Below are 18756 nucleotides of genomic sequence, written 5' to 3'. Positions count from 1 at the left end.
AGATTCCCTGATGATTTTAGCTGATTTACCGGGGTAGATTGTCGGGCGCGGAGTTACTGCTGGCCGAGGCGGAGCTGAGGGGTTGCTCCGAGGTCTTCGGTGGCGAAGTCCTGGGCGACCAGCTTTGGCCAGGCCGCTGCGGCGATCATGGCGGCGTTGTCGGTGGAGAGGGCCAACGAGGGGAAGGCTATGGGGAGGTTGCGGCGGTCCGCTTCGGCCTGAAGGCGGCGGCGCAGTTCGCTGTTGGCGGCTACTCCGCCGGAGACGACGATGCTGTGCGCGCCGAGGGCTTCGGCGGCGGCGAAGGTCTGGCGCTGGAGGTTGCCGACGACGGCGTATTGGAAGGAGGCGATCAGGTCGAGGGTCTGCTGGTCGCAGAGCTTTACGACGGCCTCGGACTTTGGCATTAGAGTGGGATCGGCTGCGAGGGCAATGCGGCGGGCTTCGATGCTGTCGCGCATGTGGTGGGTTTCGACGTAGCGAAGGACCGCGGTTTTGATGCCGCTGAAGGAGAAGTCGAAGTGCGGGCCTGAGGTGCTGGCGGGGGCTTTTTTGTTGGTGACTCCCTCGCGGGGAGCGCGATGTTTGATCTCGCCGAAGGTGAAGAGGACCGCGCAAGGGTTGCCGTGAGGAGCGAGGGCGTCGATCCAGGGGCCGCCGGGGTAGCCGAGGCCAAGGAGCTTGGCGACCTTGTCGTAGGCTTCACCGGCGGCATCGTCGACGGTGCGGCCTACGTTGCGGTAGGTCCATGTTGTCTCGCTTCCCTGCTCGTGGGTGGCGAGGTAGAGGTGAGTGTGGCCGCCGGAGACGACGAGCGCGAGCAGAGGGAGTTCCATGGGGCGTTCGCTGCGCTGACGCGTCTCCATGAGGACGGCGTGGATGTGGCCTTCGAGGTGGTTGACGGAGATGAGGGGTTTGTCGAGGCCGAAGGTGAGGGCCTTCGCGTAGGTGATGCCGACGAGGAGTGCTCCGGCGAGGCCTGGGCCTGCGGTGACGGCTACGGCGTCGAGGTCGGCGAAGGTGATCGGATGTCCGGCAGCAGCGCTGGCGCGGGCCATGGCCTCGCGGACGACGGGGACGATGTTGCGGAGGTGCTCGCGGGAGGCTAGCTCGGGGACGACGCCGCCGTAGTTCGCGTGGAGCGACATCTGCGAGGCGACTACGTTCGAGAGGGCTTCGCTGCCTGCGCGGACGACGGCGGCGGCGGTCTCGTCGCAGGAGCTTTCGATGCCGAGGATGAGGCCGGTGCCTTGGCCTTTTTCGTGGCCTGTGATTTCGCCGCTCCGGGCGGTTTCGCGCATCTCTCTATCATAGGGGAAGCATGAGCGAGCTTTGGGGCGAGAACGCGAGGTACAGGGCGGCGCGAGAGATCGTGGTGTCTCTGCGTGCGACTGGGCACACGGCTTATTTCGCAGGCGGATGTGTGCGCGATCTTCTGCTTGGAGTTGAGGCGAAGGACTTCGATGTGGCTACGAGCGCGACGCCGGATGTGGTGATGGGGATGTTTGCGAAGACTTATTCGGTGGGGGCGCACTTTGGGGTGGTACTGGTTTGCTCGCCGGAGGAAGACGGCGGGGAGATTGCTACCGAGGTTGCTACCTTTCGGCATGATGGGGCTTACAGCGATGGGAGGAGGCCGGATGCGGTGCGTTTTTCGACTGATCCGCGCGAGGATGTGCAGCGGCGCGACTTCACGATCAATGGGATGCTGTTCGATCCGCTGGCTGGGCCGGGTGAAGAGGCGATTCTCGATTTCGTTGGTGGGCGTGAGGACCTGACGAAGCATCGGGTGCGGACGATTGGCGTCGCGAAGGATCGGTTTGCCGAAGACAAACTGCGGATGCTGCGGGCGGTGCGGTTTGCGGCGAGGCTGGAGTTCGAAGTTGATTCTGCGACGGCTGCGGCGATCAAAGAGCTTGCCGCGGAGATCACGCAGGTCAGTCTGGAGCGGATTCGCGATGAGTTGACGCTGATGTTGACGGAGGGGCATGCGCGACGGGCGTTCGAGATGCTGTATGAGTACGATTTGTTGCAGCACATTCTGCCTGAGGTGGTGAAGATGCGCGGGGTGGAGCAGCCGCCGCAGTTTCACCCGGAGGGCGATGTTTGGGTGCATACGATGCTGCTGCTGGAGAAGCTGACGCCGGGCGTGTCGGCGACGCTGGCGTGGGGAGCACTGCTGCACGATGTCGGCAAGCCGGCGACGTTTCGTCCGCCTGATCCGAAGAAGCCGGGGGACCGCATCCGCTTCGATGGGCATGTTGAGGTGGGAGTGCGCATCGCTGAGGCGGTTCTTGCGCGGCTGCGATTTTCGAATGAAGAGACCGAACAGATCGTCGCGCTGGTGAAGAACCATATGCGATTTGGTGACGTTCTCGAGATGCGCGAGTCGACGCTGAAGCGGTTTCTTCGGCTGCCGAAGTTTGATGAGCACCTTAGACTGCACTGGATGGATTGCATGTCGGCGCATGGCGATCTGCGGCTGTATGAGTTTGCGCGCGAGCGGTATGAAGCTGCGCCGGTCGAAGAGATGCGGCCGAAACTGCTGGTGACGGGGCGGGATCTGATTGCTGCGGGGTATCGTCCGAGTCCGCAGTTCAAGGAGATGCTGGAGGCTGCGGAGGATGCTCAGCTGGAGGGTGTCGTGACGACCACCGCAGAGGGGCTGGCGTTGGTGAGAGAACGGTGGCGTGAGCCCTAAGAAACTATCCAGTGACTGTCTTGCCGGACGGGCCTCCTGCGCGGAGGGCGGTCACTTCGTGACTTGTATACCCCTTCGGTTGGCGCTCCCGTTGGTCGCGAAGGAGGATTGATTCCGACCAACGGGAGGACCATGCGAAGCTCTAAAAAGGCGTGCGAACGCCCGCCCCACGCGCAGTGGGGCCGTCCAGCAGGACAGGTCGCTGAGAGCATTTGGATGCGTCGCGGATGCTCGGCGGGTGCACTTTTTTGTCACGATTTTGTCAGTGTGTGTTGGGTGTAATGTGGAGAGAGACGGAGTGGCCGGGCGGGAGTGGTGCCTGTTATTCTGCTTCGCAACCTGAGGGCTTATGGCTACTACGAAATCGCTGCTGAATACCCCTGCCGACTTTAGTCCGAATACACAGTTGACCATTGATGGACTGCAGGTACCTGGGCGTTCCGGAGAACTGTTGATCGACCTGCTGAATCGGCGCACTGCAGTGAGTGCACAGAAGCCTGTGCCACAGGTTTGTTACGTGAAGCAGATGGGCCCTATCGAGAGCTGCGACACCTGCCTGGTGAAGGTGAATGGCGAACTGGCTCGGGCGTGCTCAACCAGAGTGACCGCGGGAATGAAGGTGGAGACCGCTGGCGAGGCCGTGGATATTGCGCAACGCGAGGCCTTCGATCGCATCCTCGAGAACCACATGCTGTACTGCACGGTGTGCGACAACAACAATCAAAACTGCACGATCCACAACACGACGGCCGTTCTCGATGTGAAGCATCAGCACCGCGAGTACAGACGGAAGCCGTATGAGAAGGATATGTCGAACCCGTTCTACCGCTACGATCCGGACCAGTGCATTCTGTGTGGGCGTTGCGTGGAGTCGTGCCAGAACGTGCAGGTGAATGAGACGCTGACGATCGACTGGGAGAGCGAGCATCCGCGGGTGCTGTGGGATGGCGGAACGAAGATCGAGGGTTCGAGCTGCGTCTCGTGCGGGCACTGCGTCACGGTGTGTCCCTGCAACGCGCTGATGGAGAAGTCGATGCTGGGCGAGGCGGGATACATGACCGACCTGCCGTCCGCGACGCTGAACAACATGATCGAAGTGGTGAAGGGTGTCGAGCCGCCGATTGGGTACGGGCCTATCCTTTCGCTCTCTGAGATGGAGTCGGAGATGCGCAACGAGCGCACCAAACGCACCAAGACGGTGTGCACCTACTGCGCGGTTGGATGCAGCTTCGAGGTGTGGACGAAGGAGCGCCACATCCTGAAGATCGAGCCAACGCATGGGCCGGCGAATGGGATCTCCACCTGCATCAAAGGTAAGTTTGCTTGGGGCCACATCAACGCAGATGACCGGCTGACGAAACCATTGCTGCGCGATGGAGACGGCTTTCGCGAGATCGAGTGGGACGAGGCGCTCGACATCATCGAACACACCTTCAAACGGATCAAGAACGAACATGGTCCGGACGCGCTGGCGTTTATTGCTTCTTCGAAGTGCACCAATGAAGAGAGCTTCGTGATGCAGAAGCTGGCACGCGCGGTGATCGGGACCAACAACGTCGACAACTGCGCCCGCTACTGCCAGAACCCTGCGACGATGGGGCTGCAACGTACCGTTGGTTATGGCGGCGATTCGGGTTCGATTGCAGATATCGAAAAGGCCGGGCTGGTGTTGATCGTTGGAGCGAATCCTGCTGAGAATCACCCCGTGCTCTGTACGCGGATCAAGCGCTCGCATAAGCATCGCGGGCAGCGACTGATCGTCGCGGATCTGCGCAAGCATGAGATGGCTGAACGCGCGGACATCTTCTTCCGTCCGAACCCTTCGACCGATGCCGTGTGGATGTGCGCGGTGTCGAAGTACATTATCGACAGCGGCCTGGCGAAGATGGACTTCGTCAACAAGTGGGTGAATCACTTCGACGAGTTCAAGAAGTCGCTTGAGCCGTTCACAATGGAGTATGCCGAGAAGATTACGGGCGTTCCTGCTGCCACGTTGATCACCGTGGCACATGAGATTGCGGCGGCGGATGGCACCTGCATCCTGTTTGCGATGGGTGTGACGCAGCATTGCGGCGGGTCGGATACGGCGACGGCGCTCTCGAATCTGCTGCTGGTGACTGGAAACTATATGCGGCCTGGGGCGGGCGCTTATCCGCTGCGCGGCCATAACAATGTGCAGGGAGCGAGCGACTTCGGCTCTATGCCAAATGTCTTTTCTGGATACCAAAAAGTCGATGACCCGGACATCCGCGCAAAGTTTGAAGCGGATTGGGGCGTTACCCTTCCCACCACCACAGGACTCGACAATCACGAGATGATCCGTGCCATTCAGGCCGGCTCTGTCAAGAGCCTCTACATCAAAGGAGAGGACACTATCACCTCCGATGCCAACGCGGGCGACGTTGGCGACGCACTCAGCGTGTGCGAGTTCCTTATCGTGCAGGACATCAACTTCTCCGAGACCTGCCGATATGCCGACCTCGTCCTCCCTGCTGTTCCCTCGCTCGAAAAAGAGGGCACCTTCACCAGCACAGAGCGCCGCATCCAGCGAATCTACAAAGCGATCGAGCCGCTGGGCGATGCGAAGGCCGACTGGGAGATTATTCAGCTGGTCGCTAATCGAATGGGCGGTAATTGGAACTACAAACATCCCTCCGAGATTATGGATGAGGTGGCGCGACTGACTCCGCTGTTTGCAGGCGTGAGCTATACGCGGCTGGAGGGCTTCGACAGCCTGCAGTGGCCGGTGCATGCGGATGGAACCGACTCGCCGCTATTGTTTACCGAGGGCTTCCCCTTCCCTGATGGCAAGGCGAAGTTCCATCCGGTCGAATACATTCCGCCTAGTGAAGCGAGCAGCAAAGAGTTCGACCTGCACCTTAACAATGGCCGATTGCTGGAGCACTTCGAGCAGGGCAGCATGACCTATCGCACGCCGGGGATCAAAGAGATTACGCCGAACACCTGGGTGGAGGTCTCCTCCGAGCTCGCCGCCGAGCGCGGCATCAGCACGGGCCGCCACGTCCAACTCACCAGCCCCTACGGCATCGTCCGCGTGCAGGTCATCGTCACCGATCGTGTTCAGGGGAAACAACTCTACATGCCCCTGAACTCGGTTGAGGAGCCGGTGAACCGGTTGACCAGCAGCTTTACCGATCGCGCCACCCATACACCGGCTTACAAAGAGACGGCGGTGCGCATGTCGGTGCTGCCGGAGCAGGGGGAGAATCCTCTGCCGCGCAGGAACTTCCGTTATGGCAAGCGTACGCCGCAGCCCGGTCTCGAGATTGAACGCAAGTGGGCGCGCAAGGACTACCATCTGCCGGGAACATCGGCTGCCGACAAGCTGGTTCAGATTACGTCCACCACCGTCTAATTTCTTTCGATTTTCAGAAAAGTTTTTCGACTTTCAGGAGTTGTTATGGCCAAGCCAATTGCTTTCAAACCGATGCCCGTCGACTTCAAGGCCGATCTTGCGCGCAAGCTGGAGAAGGCTCCAGAGAAGCATGCCGAGGCGCTGCTGCTGGCCTACGATGTGCTGGAAGAGGCGCACCGGAAGGGCCTGCTGAGCATGCTGCACGGCGCGATCGGCGCGAAGGATACGATCTTCAACACGTTGTCGCAGTATGCGGCGGCGCCTGGGGGGATCGCGGCGATCCGTAATCTGCTGACCGCCGCGAAGATCCTGACCGAACTCGATCCAGAGGTGCTCGATCAGATCTCGAAGGCAATGGCGCATGCGACCAAGGAGCATCAGGCGGAGCGAGAGGCACCTAGCCTGTTGCAGCTTGCCAGGCGCGCTACGAGCGAAGACAGCCGCCGCGGACTCTCGTTCATGACGCTGGTGCTCTCCGGGCTGGGCCGGTCGTTGAAGAACTAGCTGAAGAACTAAGCGACACGATCTCAGACACAGACGCGGGGTCGCGGGCTATGGTCAAATAAACGATGTGACTCATTCCTTCGATATCGGAAGTGCAGCCCATCAGGTCCCGGTTGGCCGGGGCAAGCTTTTTCTCATCGCGGGACCGTGTGTGATCGAGTCCGAGAGCCATGCACGCATGATGGCCGACGTGATCCAGCGCATCGCCTCCGACCTCGGTGTTCCTTACATCTTCAAGGCCAGCTACGATAAGGCCAATCGCACCTCGATCAAGAGCTTTCGCGGGCCTGGTCTGGTGGAGGGCTGCCGGATCTTGCGCTCAATCGGCGAGAGCACGGGTCTGCCCGTGTTGACCGATGTTCACACTGCGGTTGACTGTGACGCCGTGGCCGAGGCTGTGGATGTGCTGCAGATTCCGGCGTTTCTCTGCCGCCAGACAGATCTGCTGATCGCCGCTGCCGAGGCGACGAAGAGGACCGGCGGCGCGATCAACGTGAAGAAGGGCCAGTTCGTCGCGCCGTTGGACATGCGCCATGCGGTGGAGAAGATTCGCGAGAGCGGAAACGATCGCGTCTCGCTAACGGAGCGCGGTGCGAGCTTCGGATACAACAACCTGGTGGTAGATATGCGCTCACTGCCCGTGATGCGCGGGTTTGCTCCGGTGGTCTTCGATGGCACGCATTCCGTCCAGACGCCCTCTGCGGGCAATGGCGTGAGTGGAGGACAGCCGGAGTTTATCCCTGTGCTGGCACGTGCGGCGGTCGCTGCTGGCGTCGATGGTGTCTTTCTCGAGGTGCATAACAATCCGGCGGAGGCGAAGTCCGACGGAGCCAATGCGCTTCATCTAAACCATCTGAAGGCTGTGCTGGAGCAGTTGCTGGCTGTGCACGCCGCCGTTCGCTAGAAGCATGTCCTGCCGGACGGGCCCGCTGCGCGCGGGGCAGGCGTTCACACGCCTTTTTCCTGCTTCGCCCGGTCCTCCCGTTGGTCGGAATCTAATCTATCTGCCGAGCAACGCGAGGCCCCACGCGGTTCGCCCTGCCGATACAAGGTACACACGCCACGAAGTGGCCGCTTCCCGCGTAGGGAGCCCGTCCGGCAGGACATCACTGCTTAAAAAAAGCGGCCCCTCAATGAGGGGCCAATCTGCCTTGGTTCTCTCTGGTTAGGAGAGGTTTTTGCGAGTGCGCTCTAGGTCGCTATCTCGGCAAACTTGCGGACGGTGCGGAGTGGCTGCACCGTCCTGGGGGGAGGGCTACTGATTCACCTCTTGCGGTGAACTTACTCCCGCATGGGAGGTCTTTGGCGTGGTGGTTGCGTTGGACGCCGAGTCGGAGCTCATCGACGCCAGGCTGTTGTGCAGCAGCGTGACGCGAACACCATTCACGATTGCCTGCTCGCCATCTGCCGGCTTGACAGTGTTCTTGCCGAGACCAGTCTTGTAGATCCGGTATACGGGAACCTGATGCTCGGTTACGAGGTAGCGGACCACAGAGTCAGCCATCGCCTGTGAGGTCTGGACACCAGCTCTGCTGTAACCCTGCACTTCGATGATGTAGCCCTTCTCGCTGGCGAGGGTCGTGGCGAGATTGTCGAGGTCCGACTTACCGGTCGGCCCGAGAGCCGTACGGCCCGAGGCAAACTTCACTGAGGTAGAGGACACGGTCTGATACTGGTCGAGATTCCCGACCGTATTGCCGAGAGAATCGGTACGGCTGCTTGCGTTGCTAGCCAGGGTCTGGGCGGAGTTGGCGCGATTCGCGGCGTCCTGAGCATGCTGATCAGCGGTATTCGCCGTGTTCATTGCGTTCTTGATGCCAGCCTGCGAACGGGAGTCTACGTCTCGAATATCGTTGGCGTTCTTGGACTGAAGCTGATCGAGCTCGTTGACCTGACCCTTGATGGGACCGGTCTGCCGATTTACCCACTTCTTGCGAGCAAACGGGTTCATGTGACCCCAGAAGCCTTCCTTCGACTGATCGGTCAGTGGCTTGCCGGTGGCGTAGGTGGCCTTGTCGTCGGGATTCATTGCGCCCGAGGTGGAGCTGGCTGCTGCGGAGTCCGTGGTCTGTGTAGCGGGAGTGCTGGTTTGAGCGAATGCCGAGATACCCAATGCACTGCCTAAGACTAAAGCTGGGAGGCCGAAAGTGCTTCCGGATTTCATCATTTGGTCTGCTCTCCTGTTCTGACTCTGCGCCTGTGTTCCAGACGTCAACATGCAGTTGCTAGAGCAGGTGGCGTGCCAAACCACTAAAACGTGTCAACCAGAAGAAAATAAATGGGTTGGAGGAAACGAGAAGTTTCTGCCTAACGGGAGATTACAACCGACTCACGCAAAATCTTCCAGACGGCCAGGTAACTATTACCCGATGGCCTACCCCGGTCACCAAGGGAGCGGCTATTTTGTGTCCACGCTAATGATGTGAATCTCGGGCATTTGCGTGTTCCAGTTGGTCGGGATTGTCTCGAAGATAAGGCGAAAGTCCCGTTCCTCGCCCGGCTTCATGGGCGCCGCGCTTATGGGCTGGGTATCGATGTAGGGCTCACGCATCCGGACGACCGATAGCGGCAACGTCTCCACTTGCGGGGGCATGGCCTCATCGTTGCGGAAGAGGACCTGTACGGTGATGCCGGAGACGGTCTGACCGCCTGCATTTTGAATATGACCGTCGATGAAGGTCGACTTTCCTCCTGAGAGGCTGGTCGACTCGCTCATCGCAAGCTGCGAGAGGGGGAGCTCGGCGGCATAAGCGGCCAGTGGCTGGATCGTGTTGGGGGCCGCATGGGATTTGTGGCGTGTGGCGAAGACCAGACCGAGGAGCACCACCAGCACGACCAACCCCGCCACTCCCCATGCTGCGATCGGCACCCCGCCTCCCTCCGGCGGCTTGCTCTCGAACATCACGGGCTGCCGGCTACTGGTGTCGCTGCTTCCTGGCGGGATCGGGGCGCTTGGGGAACCAGATGGATTAACCAGGGAATCGAGGGGACTACGCTGTTCGCTCATAAGCGGAGATTTTATACCGCTGGATGGCTAGTACCCTCTGGAGCCGTGCCACACCCCTCGTAAGGGTTATCAAAAAGGAATCATTCAAGAGTCTGCAACAAAACTTTGACGAATTTTCACGCCGACACCAGAACTTTCTGGTGCATTCTCGCGTTATAGAACATCTATAGAGGGTCGGTAATTTACTTGCACCAGTCTTTACCGGCAGCATTCAGGCGCAACTTAAGGAGAGGGCCAGGCATGAACGAGCAAATCGATCTTTCGCAGCAGCTTCCCTTCTCGGCGCTGGATCCGAACAACAGTCTGCGGGCTGCTGAGGGTGTCGCGATTCCCGTCGCGGCCGACCGCATGTACCAGGTCGCCGCATTGACGGCTGGCTTGTTTCTGCTGTTTACGCTGCTCTAAGTTCGCCGGACCCACGTACCTGCTTGCTTTGAAGCTCCGTCACCATCCGCTTGAAACAGCAACGACCTAACTTGAAAACAACAACCTAGGCGAAGCTGGCGCGCTTGACCTTCTGGCGGAAGTCCTCGCCCTGCATCTCCACGACAACACACATCTCCTGCAACCGGGACCAAATTCGGTCTCCGATTCGATCTCCCAGCGTGCGTCTATTCATGGCTTTCTGGGCTTCTTGTGCCGCTTCGGAAGCAAAATGATCCACGGATTCATCAAAAGCGATCGAGGGTGGTTTATTCGGCAGATTCGAAGTGATGATTGTCGAACGATCCTCGTTATATCGGCTACTCAAAATATAGGACGTAGTATCCCAACTCCAATCGCTTGGAGTGATATCGCCTAAGTCATCGAGAACCAGAAGATCGCAGGTAATAACGGTTTTCAGCATTTCCGCCTCTGCTCCAGCGTGCCGCCCGCTATAGGTAGAGCGAAGATTTTCTAGAAGTTCCTTGTGTTCCCAGAAAATTCCTGTTGCGCCTCGCTCTAAAATTAGATTTTTTAAAATACCAATCGCAAGATGCGTCTTGCCCAAGCCCGCTGATCCGACAAAAAGTAGCCCCTTACCGCTCGTTTCAATTGGATATCCTTCGGTAAACTTGCGCGAGACAATCAAGCTTTTTTTAACACTTTTTGTCGCCGAGCTGTGCATAGTTTCGTAACTATCAAGCGAACAGAACTCGTAGCGCCGAGGAATACGGGCGTTCTTAAGAACACGAGCTGCCCGGCGCTCGATGCGACAAACACAATCCTGCGCAAACTGAGTCCCGTCTGGACGCTGAATGACCTTTAGACCTAACCCACCGCATATCGTGCAAACTTCACTCATGGCTGTCCCTTCAGTATGGCAGCATCTGAATCCAATTGCCCCCTGTGCGAATCTGAGTTAAACTGAGGAAACTGCTTGAGCGCTCCGAAAAGGCGCAAGCGGCGGCGCGACAGGCCCTTCGATGTGACGTGAACTCTTCCGTTGCAAGCGATCCGCGAGCCGGCAGGCATACCCCAAGATTGAGAAAAGGATTCTGATCATGCCAAAAGAAGGTATTCACCCGAAGTACGACAACATCCACGTCAAGTGCGCATGCGGGAACACGTTTGAGACCCGCTCCACGCACAAGGGCGACATCGTCGTCGAAATCTGCTCCGCCTGCCACCCGTTCTTCACCGGCAAGCAGAAGCTGATCGACACCGCAGGTCGCGTCGAGCGCTTCCGCCGCAAGTTCGCCAAGTCGGACGCCGGCAAGGCCGAGACCGCCGCGAAGTAAGCGGACGCCTAAATCACCCAGGGGCCTCCGCACCACGCGGGGGCCTTTGTTTTGTCTAAATTGTCTACACTAGTCACGAACAAGAACCACGAGCACCTGTTGCCATGAAGAAGCGATACACCCTCGAGCAGAAGCGTTGGGACGATCCAGCCGAGCACACGATGCCCGAGCACTCCCGCGTGCCTGCGAGCTTCACCATCGGCAACGTCAAGATCGCTCCTGCGACGGTTCTCGCTCCCATGGCCGGGGTGACCGACACGGTCTTTCGCCGCTTCATCAAGAACGCCAGCCAGTTTACGACTCCCGCCGACGAACTTGCAGACTCTTCGGCCAACGTCGACAGCATTACCTCGAACCAGCAGTCCGGCTGCGGCCTCATCATGACGGAGTTCACCTCCGCCGACGGCCTCTCCCGCATGCGCGAGACGAAACGCAAACGCTACCTGACCTACTACGAGGACGAGCATCCGATCTCGGCGCAGCTCTTCGGCTCAAACCCCGCGACGCTGGCCGACTCGGCACGCATCGTCGAGGACGCAGGCTTCGACCTCGTCGACCTGAACCTTGGCTGCCCGGCCAAGCGCGTCGTTGCCTGCAATGGCGGCTCCGGCCTGCTGCGCGATCTGCCGCTCATCGAGACCATCTTCAAGACCGTCCGCGCCGCCGTCTCCATTCCCTTCACCGTGAAGTTCCGCATGGGCTGGAACGACAAACACATCGTCTGCGTCGAGCTCGCGAAGATGGCCGAGGACTGCGGCCTGAACGCAGTAGCCCTGCACGCCCGCACCCGCGAAGACGGCTACACCGGACAAGCCCGCTGGGAGTACATCGCCGCCGTCAAGGACGCCGTGAAAATTCCAGTGATCGGCAACGGCGACATCCGCACCCCGGAGGACGCTGCCGCGATGGTCGACGTCACCGGCTGCGACGCCGTGATGATCGGCCGCACTGCGCCGTCGAATCCGTGGATCTTCCGCCAGATTGCGCAGTACACCGCGTCGAAAGAGGCCACCGGCGTAGGCACCTACGATCACCCCACCGATCAGGACCGCTATCGCATGATCCGCACCTACTTCCAGATGCTGGTCGACGAGATCGCACTCGAAGAGCGAGCCGAATCAGCGCGCGCGGAGGCCATCACCGCAGCAGGACAGGTCGCACGCGAGCAGCGCCACCGCGACTGCGTCGGCAAGATGAAGCAGTTCGCCAGCTGGTTCACCCACGGCGTTCCAGGCGGAGGCGCACTGCGCAAACAGATCTTCGAATCGAAGAACGGCGACGCAGTTCTCGGTGCGATTGAAAGCTTCTTCGCGAATCGCGCAGATGACCTCGTGCACCATCCCGAGATGGTCACGCAAGATGACCAGCTTCTGACCTCTGCAGCCTACTGCGATTGATTCGCCGCACACTACATCTCGTCACAAATGACTAGAGGGTCGGACTCTGCCCTGCAGCACGTGCGTCGAATGTGATCCGGCATCCGTATTTCGTTTGCGCCATACCGCCTTCACCTTCGCACGCCACCGCTCATCGAGCGCTACAAGACTCCATTCGACCCGCGGAGAAAGATAGCGCAGAACGACCTCCGTCGCCGGATGAACTCGCAGTGCAGGAGCTACAAGGTACAGTCGCGGAGGTTCGGTCGACAGCCGCAGCCCACCGAAGTATCCATGCCGCTGAAACTCTCCCAGGCCAGTGGCGTTATCGGGATTCTGCAGATGATGCCACCGTACGCGCACCCAATAATCAAGCCCCTGCAGAGCGAGATGCAGATCTTCGTCGGCCTTCAACTCAATGACCGCCAACCGTCCGTCATCCGTGACGCCGAGCAGGTCGAGCATTCCTCGATCCGCTGCGGCGAACGCAGGCACCTGCGTGTAAACATGCTTCGGATCGAGGCGCGCATCGAGCGGCTCCACGTCGCGCCGCAGCACGCTTTCGAGCCAGCGCTCGGGCTGCATACGATAGAGCGGATCGCGTTTGTCGCCACCAGCAATGCGTCGCGCAAACAGTCGCGCCACCAGCTCTCTTAGCTCATTCTCATTCTCTTCAGTCAGTGGAGTCTCATTAGCGCCCGCGCCAAACGTGATCTCCTGCGCACTGTTGAACGAGTTTCCTGTGTAGCCCATTCGCACCCGCGCAAACTCGAGCCCATGCAGCAGAAACGCAAGCTCGGTACCGCTACGAAGACGCTGCTCCACCACCTCGCGCATCGTCTCCGGCACCAGGGCCATCACGCGTGGCTTCGACTCGGCGAATCGCTCGTGTGCGGCCTGCTCATTGGGCGCATGCATCAGGCGGGTGGTCAGGTTGCCGTGGTCGGCGGCATCGCGCTGCTCCAGCTCCTCGGATCTCTGGTCCAGCTCCCACAGCTCCCACTGTGCGACTGAAGGATTGAGCCACGCCATCCGCGAGAGTGTCAGCATCGCCATGCCACGCGGCACGATCAGCTTCAATCCCTGATACAGCCTTCGCCCATCGCCTGACTCGCGGCAGTGTTGCAGCCACAAGATCCCCAGCGTCAGGATGCCATCGACGGTTGCCTGCGTCTCTTCTTCATTGACGGCGATCACGGCCCACGCCTTCTGTCCCTGCAGCAGCGATCCACGCGCATACGCCGGGCCGAAGCTCTTCTCGAGATCCATCGCCGTGCGAAGCCCATCGACTTTGAACTCGGGGAAGCTACGCAGCAGAACGCGCTCCAGCACCCGCAGATACTTCACCCGCGTCGCCTCACGCGTGGAAGGTGTGCGGCGATCGCGATCGGTTACAAGTTCAAGAGTCTGAGGTTTAGTCTGCCCGAAGCGGTGCGTGCTGACCCGCAGCACACCATTGCGCAGTGCCGTACCACTCACTCGCCGGACAAGATTACGATCCTCTCCCCAGAGATGCAGCGTGCAGCGGCCATGTTCGGTCGCGAGCTTGTACTTCGCCTCGCGCATATCGAAGAGTACCTTGCCATCCTCCAGCACCACGGCGCGGGGAGACTCAGCGAGAAAACTTTCGAGGGCAGCGGATATCTGTTCCACCGTCTGCACGGGCTCCGCGGAGGAGGCTCTTGGCGGCATAGCCGAACGTTAGCACATCTGCGGATCGAAAACCGTTGCAGAATCTACAACGAAAGCTTGAAGTGAAAGTCGGAGATGCGCAGCCCATGCCTGAAGTAGAACGCATGCGCCTCGTGTCGGTGCGTTCCCGAGTCGAGCATGAAGGTGGTGCACCCTGCCTCTTTGGCCAGCGCAATCAGCCACGTCAGCATCGACTCGCCATGCCCCTTCGAGCGCGCAGCCTCGTCCGTCACCAGGTCATCGACGTAGAGCGTCTTGCCGCTCCACAGCAGATTCTGCATGCGAAAGCCGGCGACCGACACGATCGCGCCGTCCGATTCAAGATACGCGAGCAGATATCCCTCGGCCTGCTGGGTTTGAATGCGGCCAACAAACTCTTCGGCAGCCAACATGGGCCGAAGCTGGCGCATCACCGGGAAGCAGCGGTCCATCTCGCTCGGCATCGTAGCAATCTGAATGGTGGGCATATGCGGGCAGCCCGCTACCACCCTTCCTTCGCGCGCAGATGCGTGATGTGGGCCACGTGATGGCGAGAGTGCCAGGCATAGGTCAGCGCCGACAGCTCCACCGTGACGCGGCCATCCTCGGGATGGTTGTACCCACGCTGCCACTGCTGTTCGTCGAGAGACTGAAGCAGCATCACCCATCGCGCGTGCAGGGCTTCCACCAGCTCCAGGGACCACTCCACCGGCGCGGCCATGTCATGCAGCTTCGCCCAGGCGGCCTCATCATAGGGCTTGACCGCCGGCCAGTCCTCGGTCAGCGCGAGCTTCACCCGAACCAGGGCGTTCATGTGGCTGTCCGCGACGTGATGCACCACCTGGCGCAGCGTCCATCCCCCTTCGCGATAGGGCGTGCTCAACTGCGCCGAGCTCAATCCGTCTACGGCATTGCGCAGTTGTTCGGGCAGCTCCGCGAGCGTTGCAATCGCCCCGGTACGCTCATCCGCAGAGATGGATGCGGGCGTTTCAAAGACGCCTACAGGGTACCTCGAATCGATATCAGTAAGCGCCATGGCCTCGCCTCCATACCTCTACCAGCAACTTAGCACACGAAATTGTGTAACCTACCATGAAGATTCAGTTGCGCCCCTCGAAGCTTTCCTTTATGCGACTTTCCGCTCTACCCCTCGCCCTGATTCTTGCCGCCACCACTGTTTATGCGCAGCAGCCTACCGCTGCGGTCTTGAGTCATGCGGTTACCCAAGCGAACCAATCTGAAGCGAGCCAATCTGAAGCGAACCAGCCCAGCGGCACAGCAGGCAGCTACGTTGGCTTCGACAGCAACGACTACCCGAAGGAGGCAACAATGCCTGCGCTGCGACGACACTTCGCCTTCGTCGGTTACTGGCTCAACAATCCCCCTGGCGAAAAACAGAACGGCTGGGTCGGCAAGCGCGAGGCATTGATGCGTAATGGTTTCGGCTTTCTGGTGTTGTTCAACGGCCGGTTTGAGTCGGAGATCAAAAAAGCGAAGCGCTCCGGAACATCGCCTGCCTCGCTGGGAGCCAGGGACGCAGCCGCAGCCGCCGCCGCAGCCGCGCGCGAACACTTCCCTGCCCACACGATCATTTTTCTGGATCAGGAGGAGGGCGGCCGACTCACCGAAGACCAGTCTGCGTATCTTCTTGCGTGGACAGAGGCAGTCGCCCACTCGGACTATCTGCCCGGAGTCTATGGCAGCGGCCAGCCAGTCAATGACAGTCCCGGCAAGACCATTACCACCGTGCAGAATATTCGCGGGCAGGTGGCCGCGCAGCATCTGCACCAGATCGCGATGTGGGTCTACCAGGACGCCTGCCCACCCGCCAACGGATGCAGTCTGCAGCCCCCTCCGCTCGACTCCAGCGGCACCCCGGACATTGCGGTGTGGCAGTACGCTCAGTCTCCGCGACGCAAGGAGATCACAGCGTCCTGCAGCAAAACCTACGCCACCGACGGCAACTGCTACGCTCCCGATCTGCCAAATTTTCCGTTGGACCTTAGTGTTTCAGGCTCCGCCGACCCGTCGCATGGGCGCTGAAACGGGCCCGAAAGCGCGCTGATCTTTGCGAAAAAGAGAGGTCGGCAGGCATACTTCCGCTGCACCTCCGCAAGGGAGTTATTTGCCGCGGCTCCCTTGGAAGCCTAGAATCAATCTAGATGACCATACCCGCACCCGACCACAAACGCTACTTCATCGAAAAACTTGGTCTGTCGGAACGCCTGATGGAACGCTGCCTGGGCGAGGCCCTCTCCGCAGGAGGCGAGTATGCGGACCTTTACTTTGAGTCGGTTACGTCCACCTCGCTGGGCATCGACGAGTCCCTGGTCAAGTCGGCGAGCCAGGGGATCAGCGTTGGTTGCGGCATTCGCGTCGTCTCGGGCGAGCGCACCGGCTACGCCTACACCGACGATCTTTCTAGCGAGCGCCTGCTCCGCGCAGCCCGAACCGCGGCCCTGATCGCCAGCGGCCCGGCCAAAGAGCTGATGAGTGGATTTCGCCAGACCGACACCCCTTCGCTCTACCCTGTCGCGGGAGCCACCAGCGACGCCGAGATCGCCGCCAAGCTGGCATTGATTCAACGCGCCGACAAGGCCGCCCGCGCTTACGACTCCCGCATCACCCAGGTCCGCGCCGGCTTCAACGACGAGCTTCGCCGCATCCTCGTCGCTGCCTCCGACGGCACCTTCGCATCGGACACCCAGCCCCTCGCGCGTCTCAATGTCTTCGTCATCGCGAAGGACAGCGTGAACACCGCACGCGGCACCAGTGGCGGCGGCGGACGCGTCACTATAGATTTCTTCGAAGGCGACAAGTCTCCCGAGCACCACGCCCGCGAGGCCGCACGAACCGCCATACTGCAACTCGGCGCGATCGAAGCACCCGCAGGCGAGATGCCAGTCGTCCTCGGCCCTGGCTGGCCCGGTGTTCTGCTGCATGAAGCTGTAGGCCACGGCCTCGAAGCCGACTTCAATCGCAAGAAGACCTCAGCCTTCGCCGGACTCATCGGCCAGCAGGTGGCAAGCCCCAAGGTCACGGTCGTCGACAATGGACTGATGCCCGGCCGCCGCGGGTCTATCAACATGGATGATGAAGGCAACCCCACGCAGGAGACCGTGCTGATTGAAAATGGCATCCTCAAGGGCTTCCTCTCCGACAAGCTGAACTCGCGCCTGATGGGCATGCCGAACACCGGCAGCGGACGCCGCGAGAGCTATCACCACATCCCCATGCCGCGCATGACCAACACCTACATGCTCAACGGCGAAGACATGCCCGAAGACATCATCAAGAGCGTCAAGCGCGGCCTCTACGCCGTGAACTTCGGCGGTGGACAGGTCGACATCACCAACGGCAAGTTCGTCTTCTCGGCCAGCGAGGCTTACCTGATCGAAGACGGCAAGGTAACACGGCCCGTGAAGGGTGCAACGCTGATCGGCAACGGCCCTGAAGCATTGAAGTATGTGTCGATGGTCGGCAACGACCTGGCACTCGACGAAGGCATCGGCACCTGCGGCAAGGCGGGGCAAAGTGTGCCGGTCGGCGTAGGCATGCCCACAGTAAAGCTCGACCGCATGACGGTCGGGGGAACGGGACAATAATGGCTGTCGAACGCGAAAAGATCTACGAGTGTGAAGTGAAACGCCGTCGCGTCAAAGCCGGCGGAGGCTATGAGCCATTCTGGAAGGTCAAGCCCGTAGCCGTCGCGCTCGTCGACAACGACACCGAGTTTCGCTGCAAGGACTGCTTCGGCGAGGTCAAGCTGCTCGGCCGCAACGGCAAGACCGGCACTGTACCGTACGTCGAGCACAAGTCCCCGGCCGACTCCGAGTACTGCGCCAACGGAATGCTCTTCAAAAAAGCAACCGACGGCCGCGAGCCCAGACCTTCGCAGCATCCCGTCGAGTAACCGACTGCTTCGCTGCAACAACTTTCCCCAGGGCCCTGTGCGCACGACATCTGAAAGTACGACTCAACGTACGACCAACCGCACCGAATCTCGAGGTATCCCCATGGCAGTCGAACGTGAAAAGTTTTACGAGTGTGAAGTGAAGCGACGCCGCGTCAGAGCAGCCGGTGGTTACGAGTCGTTCTGGAAGGTCAAGCCCATCACGGTCGCGCTCGAAGATAACGACACGGAGTTCCGCTGCATGACCTGCGGAGGCGCGGTAAAACTCTTCAAGCGCCGCTCAGAAGACGGCCCCGCCACGCACATCGAACACAAGCTGAAGACCGACTCCGAGTACTGCGCGGCAGGCATGTACTTCCTGAAAGCCACAGACGGTCGCCTGCCCCGGCCCTCCGCAACCCCTGTTCGCTAACACCGTTCGCTGAGTGTTAGCTCCAGCCGGGGCGATCGTTCCTGGCAATCCTCTACAAGGGCAAGCACACGCACG

General features: G+C 60.3%; 18 protein-coding genes. 11 read left to right on the top strand and 7 right to left on the bottom strand.

Features of this window, described 5'->3' with window-relative positions; genetic code table 11:
• Nucleotides 1-53 precede the first annotated feature (53 nt).
• The gene (gene tsaD / locus HDF09_RS14360; RefSeq protein WP_183767498.1) at nt 54-1301 is read right to left on the bottom strand and encodes a tRNA (adenosine(37)-N6)-threonylcarbamoyltransferase complex transferase subunit TsaD; all 1248 of its coding nucleotides are present in this window, start codon (nt 1299-1301) and stop codon (nt 54-56) included.
• A gap of 20 nt (nt 1302-1321) precedes the next feature.
• Here tsaD and HDF09_RS14355 point away from each other — a divergent pair, with 20 nt between their 5' ends.
• The 4 genes from HDF09_RS14355 to kdsA all read left to right on the top strand — a co-directional run bounded on the left by HDF09_RS14355 (nt 1322) and on the right by kdsA (nt 7485).
• Complete coding sequence (locus HDF09_RS14355; RefSeq protein ID WP_183767496.1) at nt 1322-2701, top strand: CCA tRNA nucleotidyltransferase; 1380 nt, start codon at nt 1322-1324, stop codon at nt 2699-2701.
• Nucleotides 2702-3050: 349 nt separating this feature from the next.
• Nucleotides 3051-6077: a formate dehydrogenase subunit alpha gene (fdhF, locus tag HDF09_RS14350; RefSeq protein ID WP_183767494.1), complete on the top strand. Its 3027-nt coding sequence runs from the start codon at nt 3051-3053 to the stop codon at nt 6075-6077.
• A gap of 45 nt (nt 6078-6122) precedes the next feature.
• Entirely contained in the window at nt 6123-6581 is a 459-nt protein-coding gene (locus tag HDF09_RS14345; protein WP_183767492.1) for a helical membrane plugin domain-containing protein, read from the top strand.
• A gap of 67 nt (nt 6582-6648) precedes the next feature.
• Nucleotides 6649-7485 carry a 3-deoxy-8-phosphooctulonate synthase gene (gene kdsA / locus HDF09_RS14340; protein ID WP_183767490.1) on the top strand — a complete coding sequence of 279 codons (837 nt, stop codon included), beginning with the start codon at nt 6649-6651 and terminating at the stop codon, nt 7483-7485.
• Nucleotides 7486-7836: 351 nt separating this feature from the next.
• On the opposite strand, the gene HDF09_RS14335 is transcribed toward kdsA, so the two are convergent.
• Together HDF09_RS14335 and HDF09_RS14330 are read right to left on the bottom strand one after the other, a co-directional pair.
• Nucleotides 7837-8748: an OmpA family protein gene (locus tag HDF09_RS14335; RefSeq protein ID WP_183767488.1), complete on the bottom strand. Its 912-nt coding sequence runs from the start codon at nt 8746-8748 to the stop codon at nt 7837-7839.
• Nucleotides 8749-8979: 231 nt separating this feature from the next.
• On the bottom strand, nt 8980-9483 hold the full coding sequence (locus HDF09_RS14330) for a DUF2393 family protein (protein ID WP_183767486.1): 504 nt from the start codon (nt 9481-9483) through the stop codon (nt 8980-8982).
• Nucleotides 9484-9828: 345 nt separating this feature from the next.
• On the opposite strand from HDF09_RS14330, the gene HDF09_RS14325 reads away from it, so the two are divergent.
• Nucleotides 9829-9993, top strand: coding sequence for a hypothetical protein (locus HDF09_RS14325; protein ID WP_183767484.1), 165 nt, complete (start codon nt 9829-9831; stop codon nt 9991-9993).
• A gap of 85 nt (nt 9994-10078) precedes the next feature.
• Here the strand turns inward: HDF09_RS14325 and HDF09_RS14320 are convergent, their stop codons facing one another.
• Nucleotides 10079-10873: an ATP-binding protein gene (locus HDF09_RS14320; RefSeq protein WP_183767482.1), complete on the bottom strand. Its 795-nt coding sequence runs from the start codon at nt 10871-10873 to the stop codon at nt 10079-10081.
• Between the two features lie 199 nt (nt 10874-11072).
• On the opposite strand from HDF09_RS14320, the gene rpmE reads away from it, so the two are divergent.
• The gene (gene rpmE / locus HDF09_RS14315; RefSeq protein WP_179586303.1) at nt 11073-11309 is read left to right on the top strand and encodes a 50S ribosomal protein L31; all 237 of its coding nucleotides are present in this window, start codon (nt 11073-11075) and stop codon (nt 11307-11309) included.
• A 104-nt stretch (nt 11310-11413) separates the two neighbouring features.
• Nucleotides 11414-12706, top strand: a complete 1293-nt coding sequence (locus HDF09_RS14310; protein ID WP_183767480.1) for a tRNA dihydrouridine synthase — start codon at nt 11414-11416, stop codon at nt 12704-12706.
• A gap of 21 nt (nt 12707-12727) precedes the next feature.
• Here HDF09_RS14310 and HDF09_RS14305 read toward each other — a convergent pair whose 3' ends face one another.
• The 3 genes from HDF09_RS14305 to HDF09_RS14295 all read right to left on the bottom strand — a co-directional run bounded on the left by HDF09_RS14305 (nt 12728) and on the right by HDF09_RS14295 (nt 15392).
• Nucleotides 12728-14338, bottom strand: a complete 1611-nt coding sequence (locus HDF09_RS14305; protein WP_311719568.1) for a hypothetical protein — start codon at nt 14336-14338, stop codon at nt 12728-12730.
• Between the two features lie 83 nt (nt 14339-14421).
• Entirely contained in the window at nt 14422-14844 is a 423-nt protein-coding gene (locus tag HDF09_RS14300) for a GNAT family N-acetyltransferase (RefSeq protein WP_183767478.1), read from the bottom strand.
• 14 nt (nt 14845-14858) lie between these two features.
• Nucleotides 14859-15392 (bottom strand): YfiT family bacillithiol transferase, encoded by a 534-nt coding sequence (locus tag HDF09_RS14295; protein WP_183767476.1) that lies wholly within the window; start codon nt 15390-15392, stop codon nt 14859-14861.
• A 92-nt stretch (nt 15393-15484) separates the two neighbouring features.
• Here HDF09_RS14295 and HDF09_RS14290 point away from each other — a divergent pair, with 92 nt between their 5' ends.
• The 4 genes from HDF09_RS14290 to HDF09_RS14275 all read left to right on the top strand — a co-directional run bounded on the left by HDF09_RS14290 (nt 15485) and on the right by HDF09_RS14275 (nt 18681).
• Nucleotides 15485-16399 carry a glycoside hydrolase domain-containing protein gene (locus tag HDF09_RS14290; RefSeq protein ID WP_183767474.1) on the top strand — a complete coding sequence of 305 codons (915 nt, stop codon included), beginning with the start codon at nt 15485-15487 and terminating at the stop codon, nt 16397-16399.
• Between the two features lie 119 nt (nt 16400-16518).
• Complete coding sequence (tldD, locus tag HDF09_RS14285) at nt 16519-17961, top strand: metalloprotease TldD (RefSeq protein WP_183767472.1); 1443 nt, start codon at nt 16519-16521, stop codon at nt 17959-17961.
• Nucleotides 17961-18269, top strand: coding sequence for a hypothetical protein (locus tag HDF09_RS14280; RefSeq protein WP_183767470.1), 309 nt, complete (start codon nt 17961-17963; stop codon nt 18267-18269). The genes tldD and HDF09_RS14280 overlap by 1 nt, the downstream gene beginning before the upstream one ends.
• A 103-nt stretch (nt 18270-18372) precedes the next feature.
• Nucleotides 18373-18681, top strand: coding sequence for a hypothetical protein (locus tag HDF09_RS14275; RefSeq protein ID WP_183767468.1), 309 nt, complete (start codon nt 18373-18375; stop codon nt 18679-18681).
• The last annotated feature ends 75 nt before the right edge of the window (nt 18682-18756 follow it).

This window comes from Edaphobacter lichenicola, assembly GCF_014201315.1.
GTDB classification, from domain to species: Bacteria; Acidobacteriota; Terriglobia; order Terriglobales; family Acidobacteriaceae; genus Edaphobacter; species Edaphobacter lichenicola_B.
This window is presented reverse-complemented; position numbering and strand designations above follow the sequence as displayed.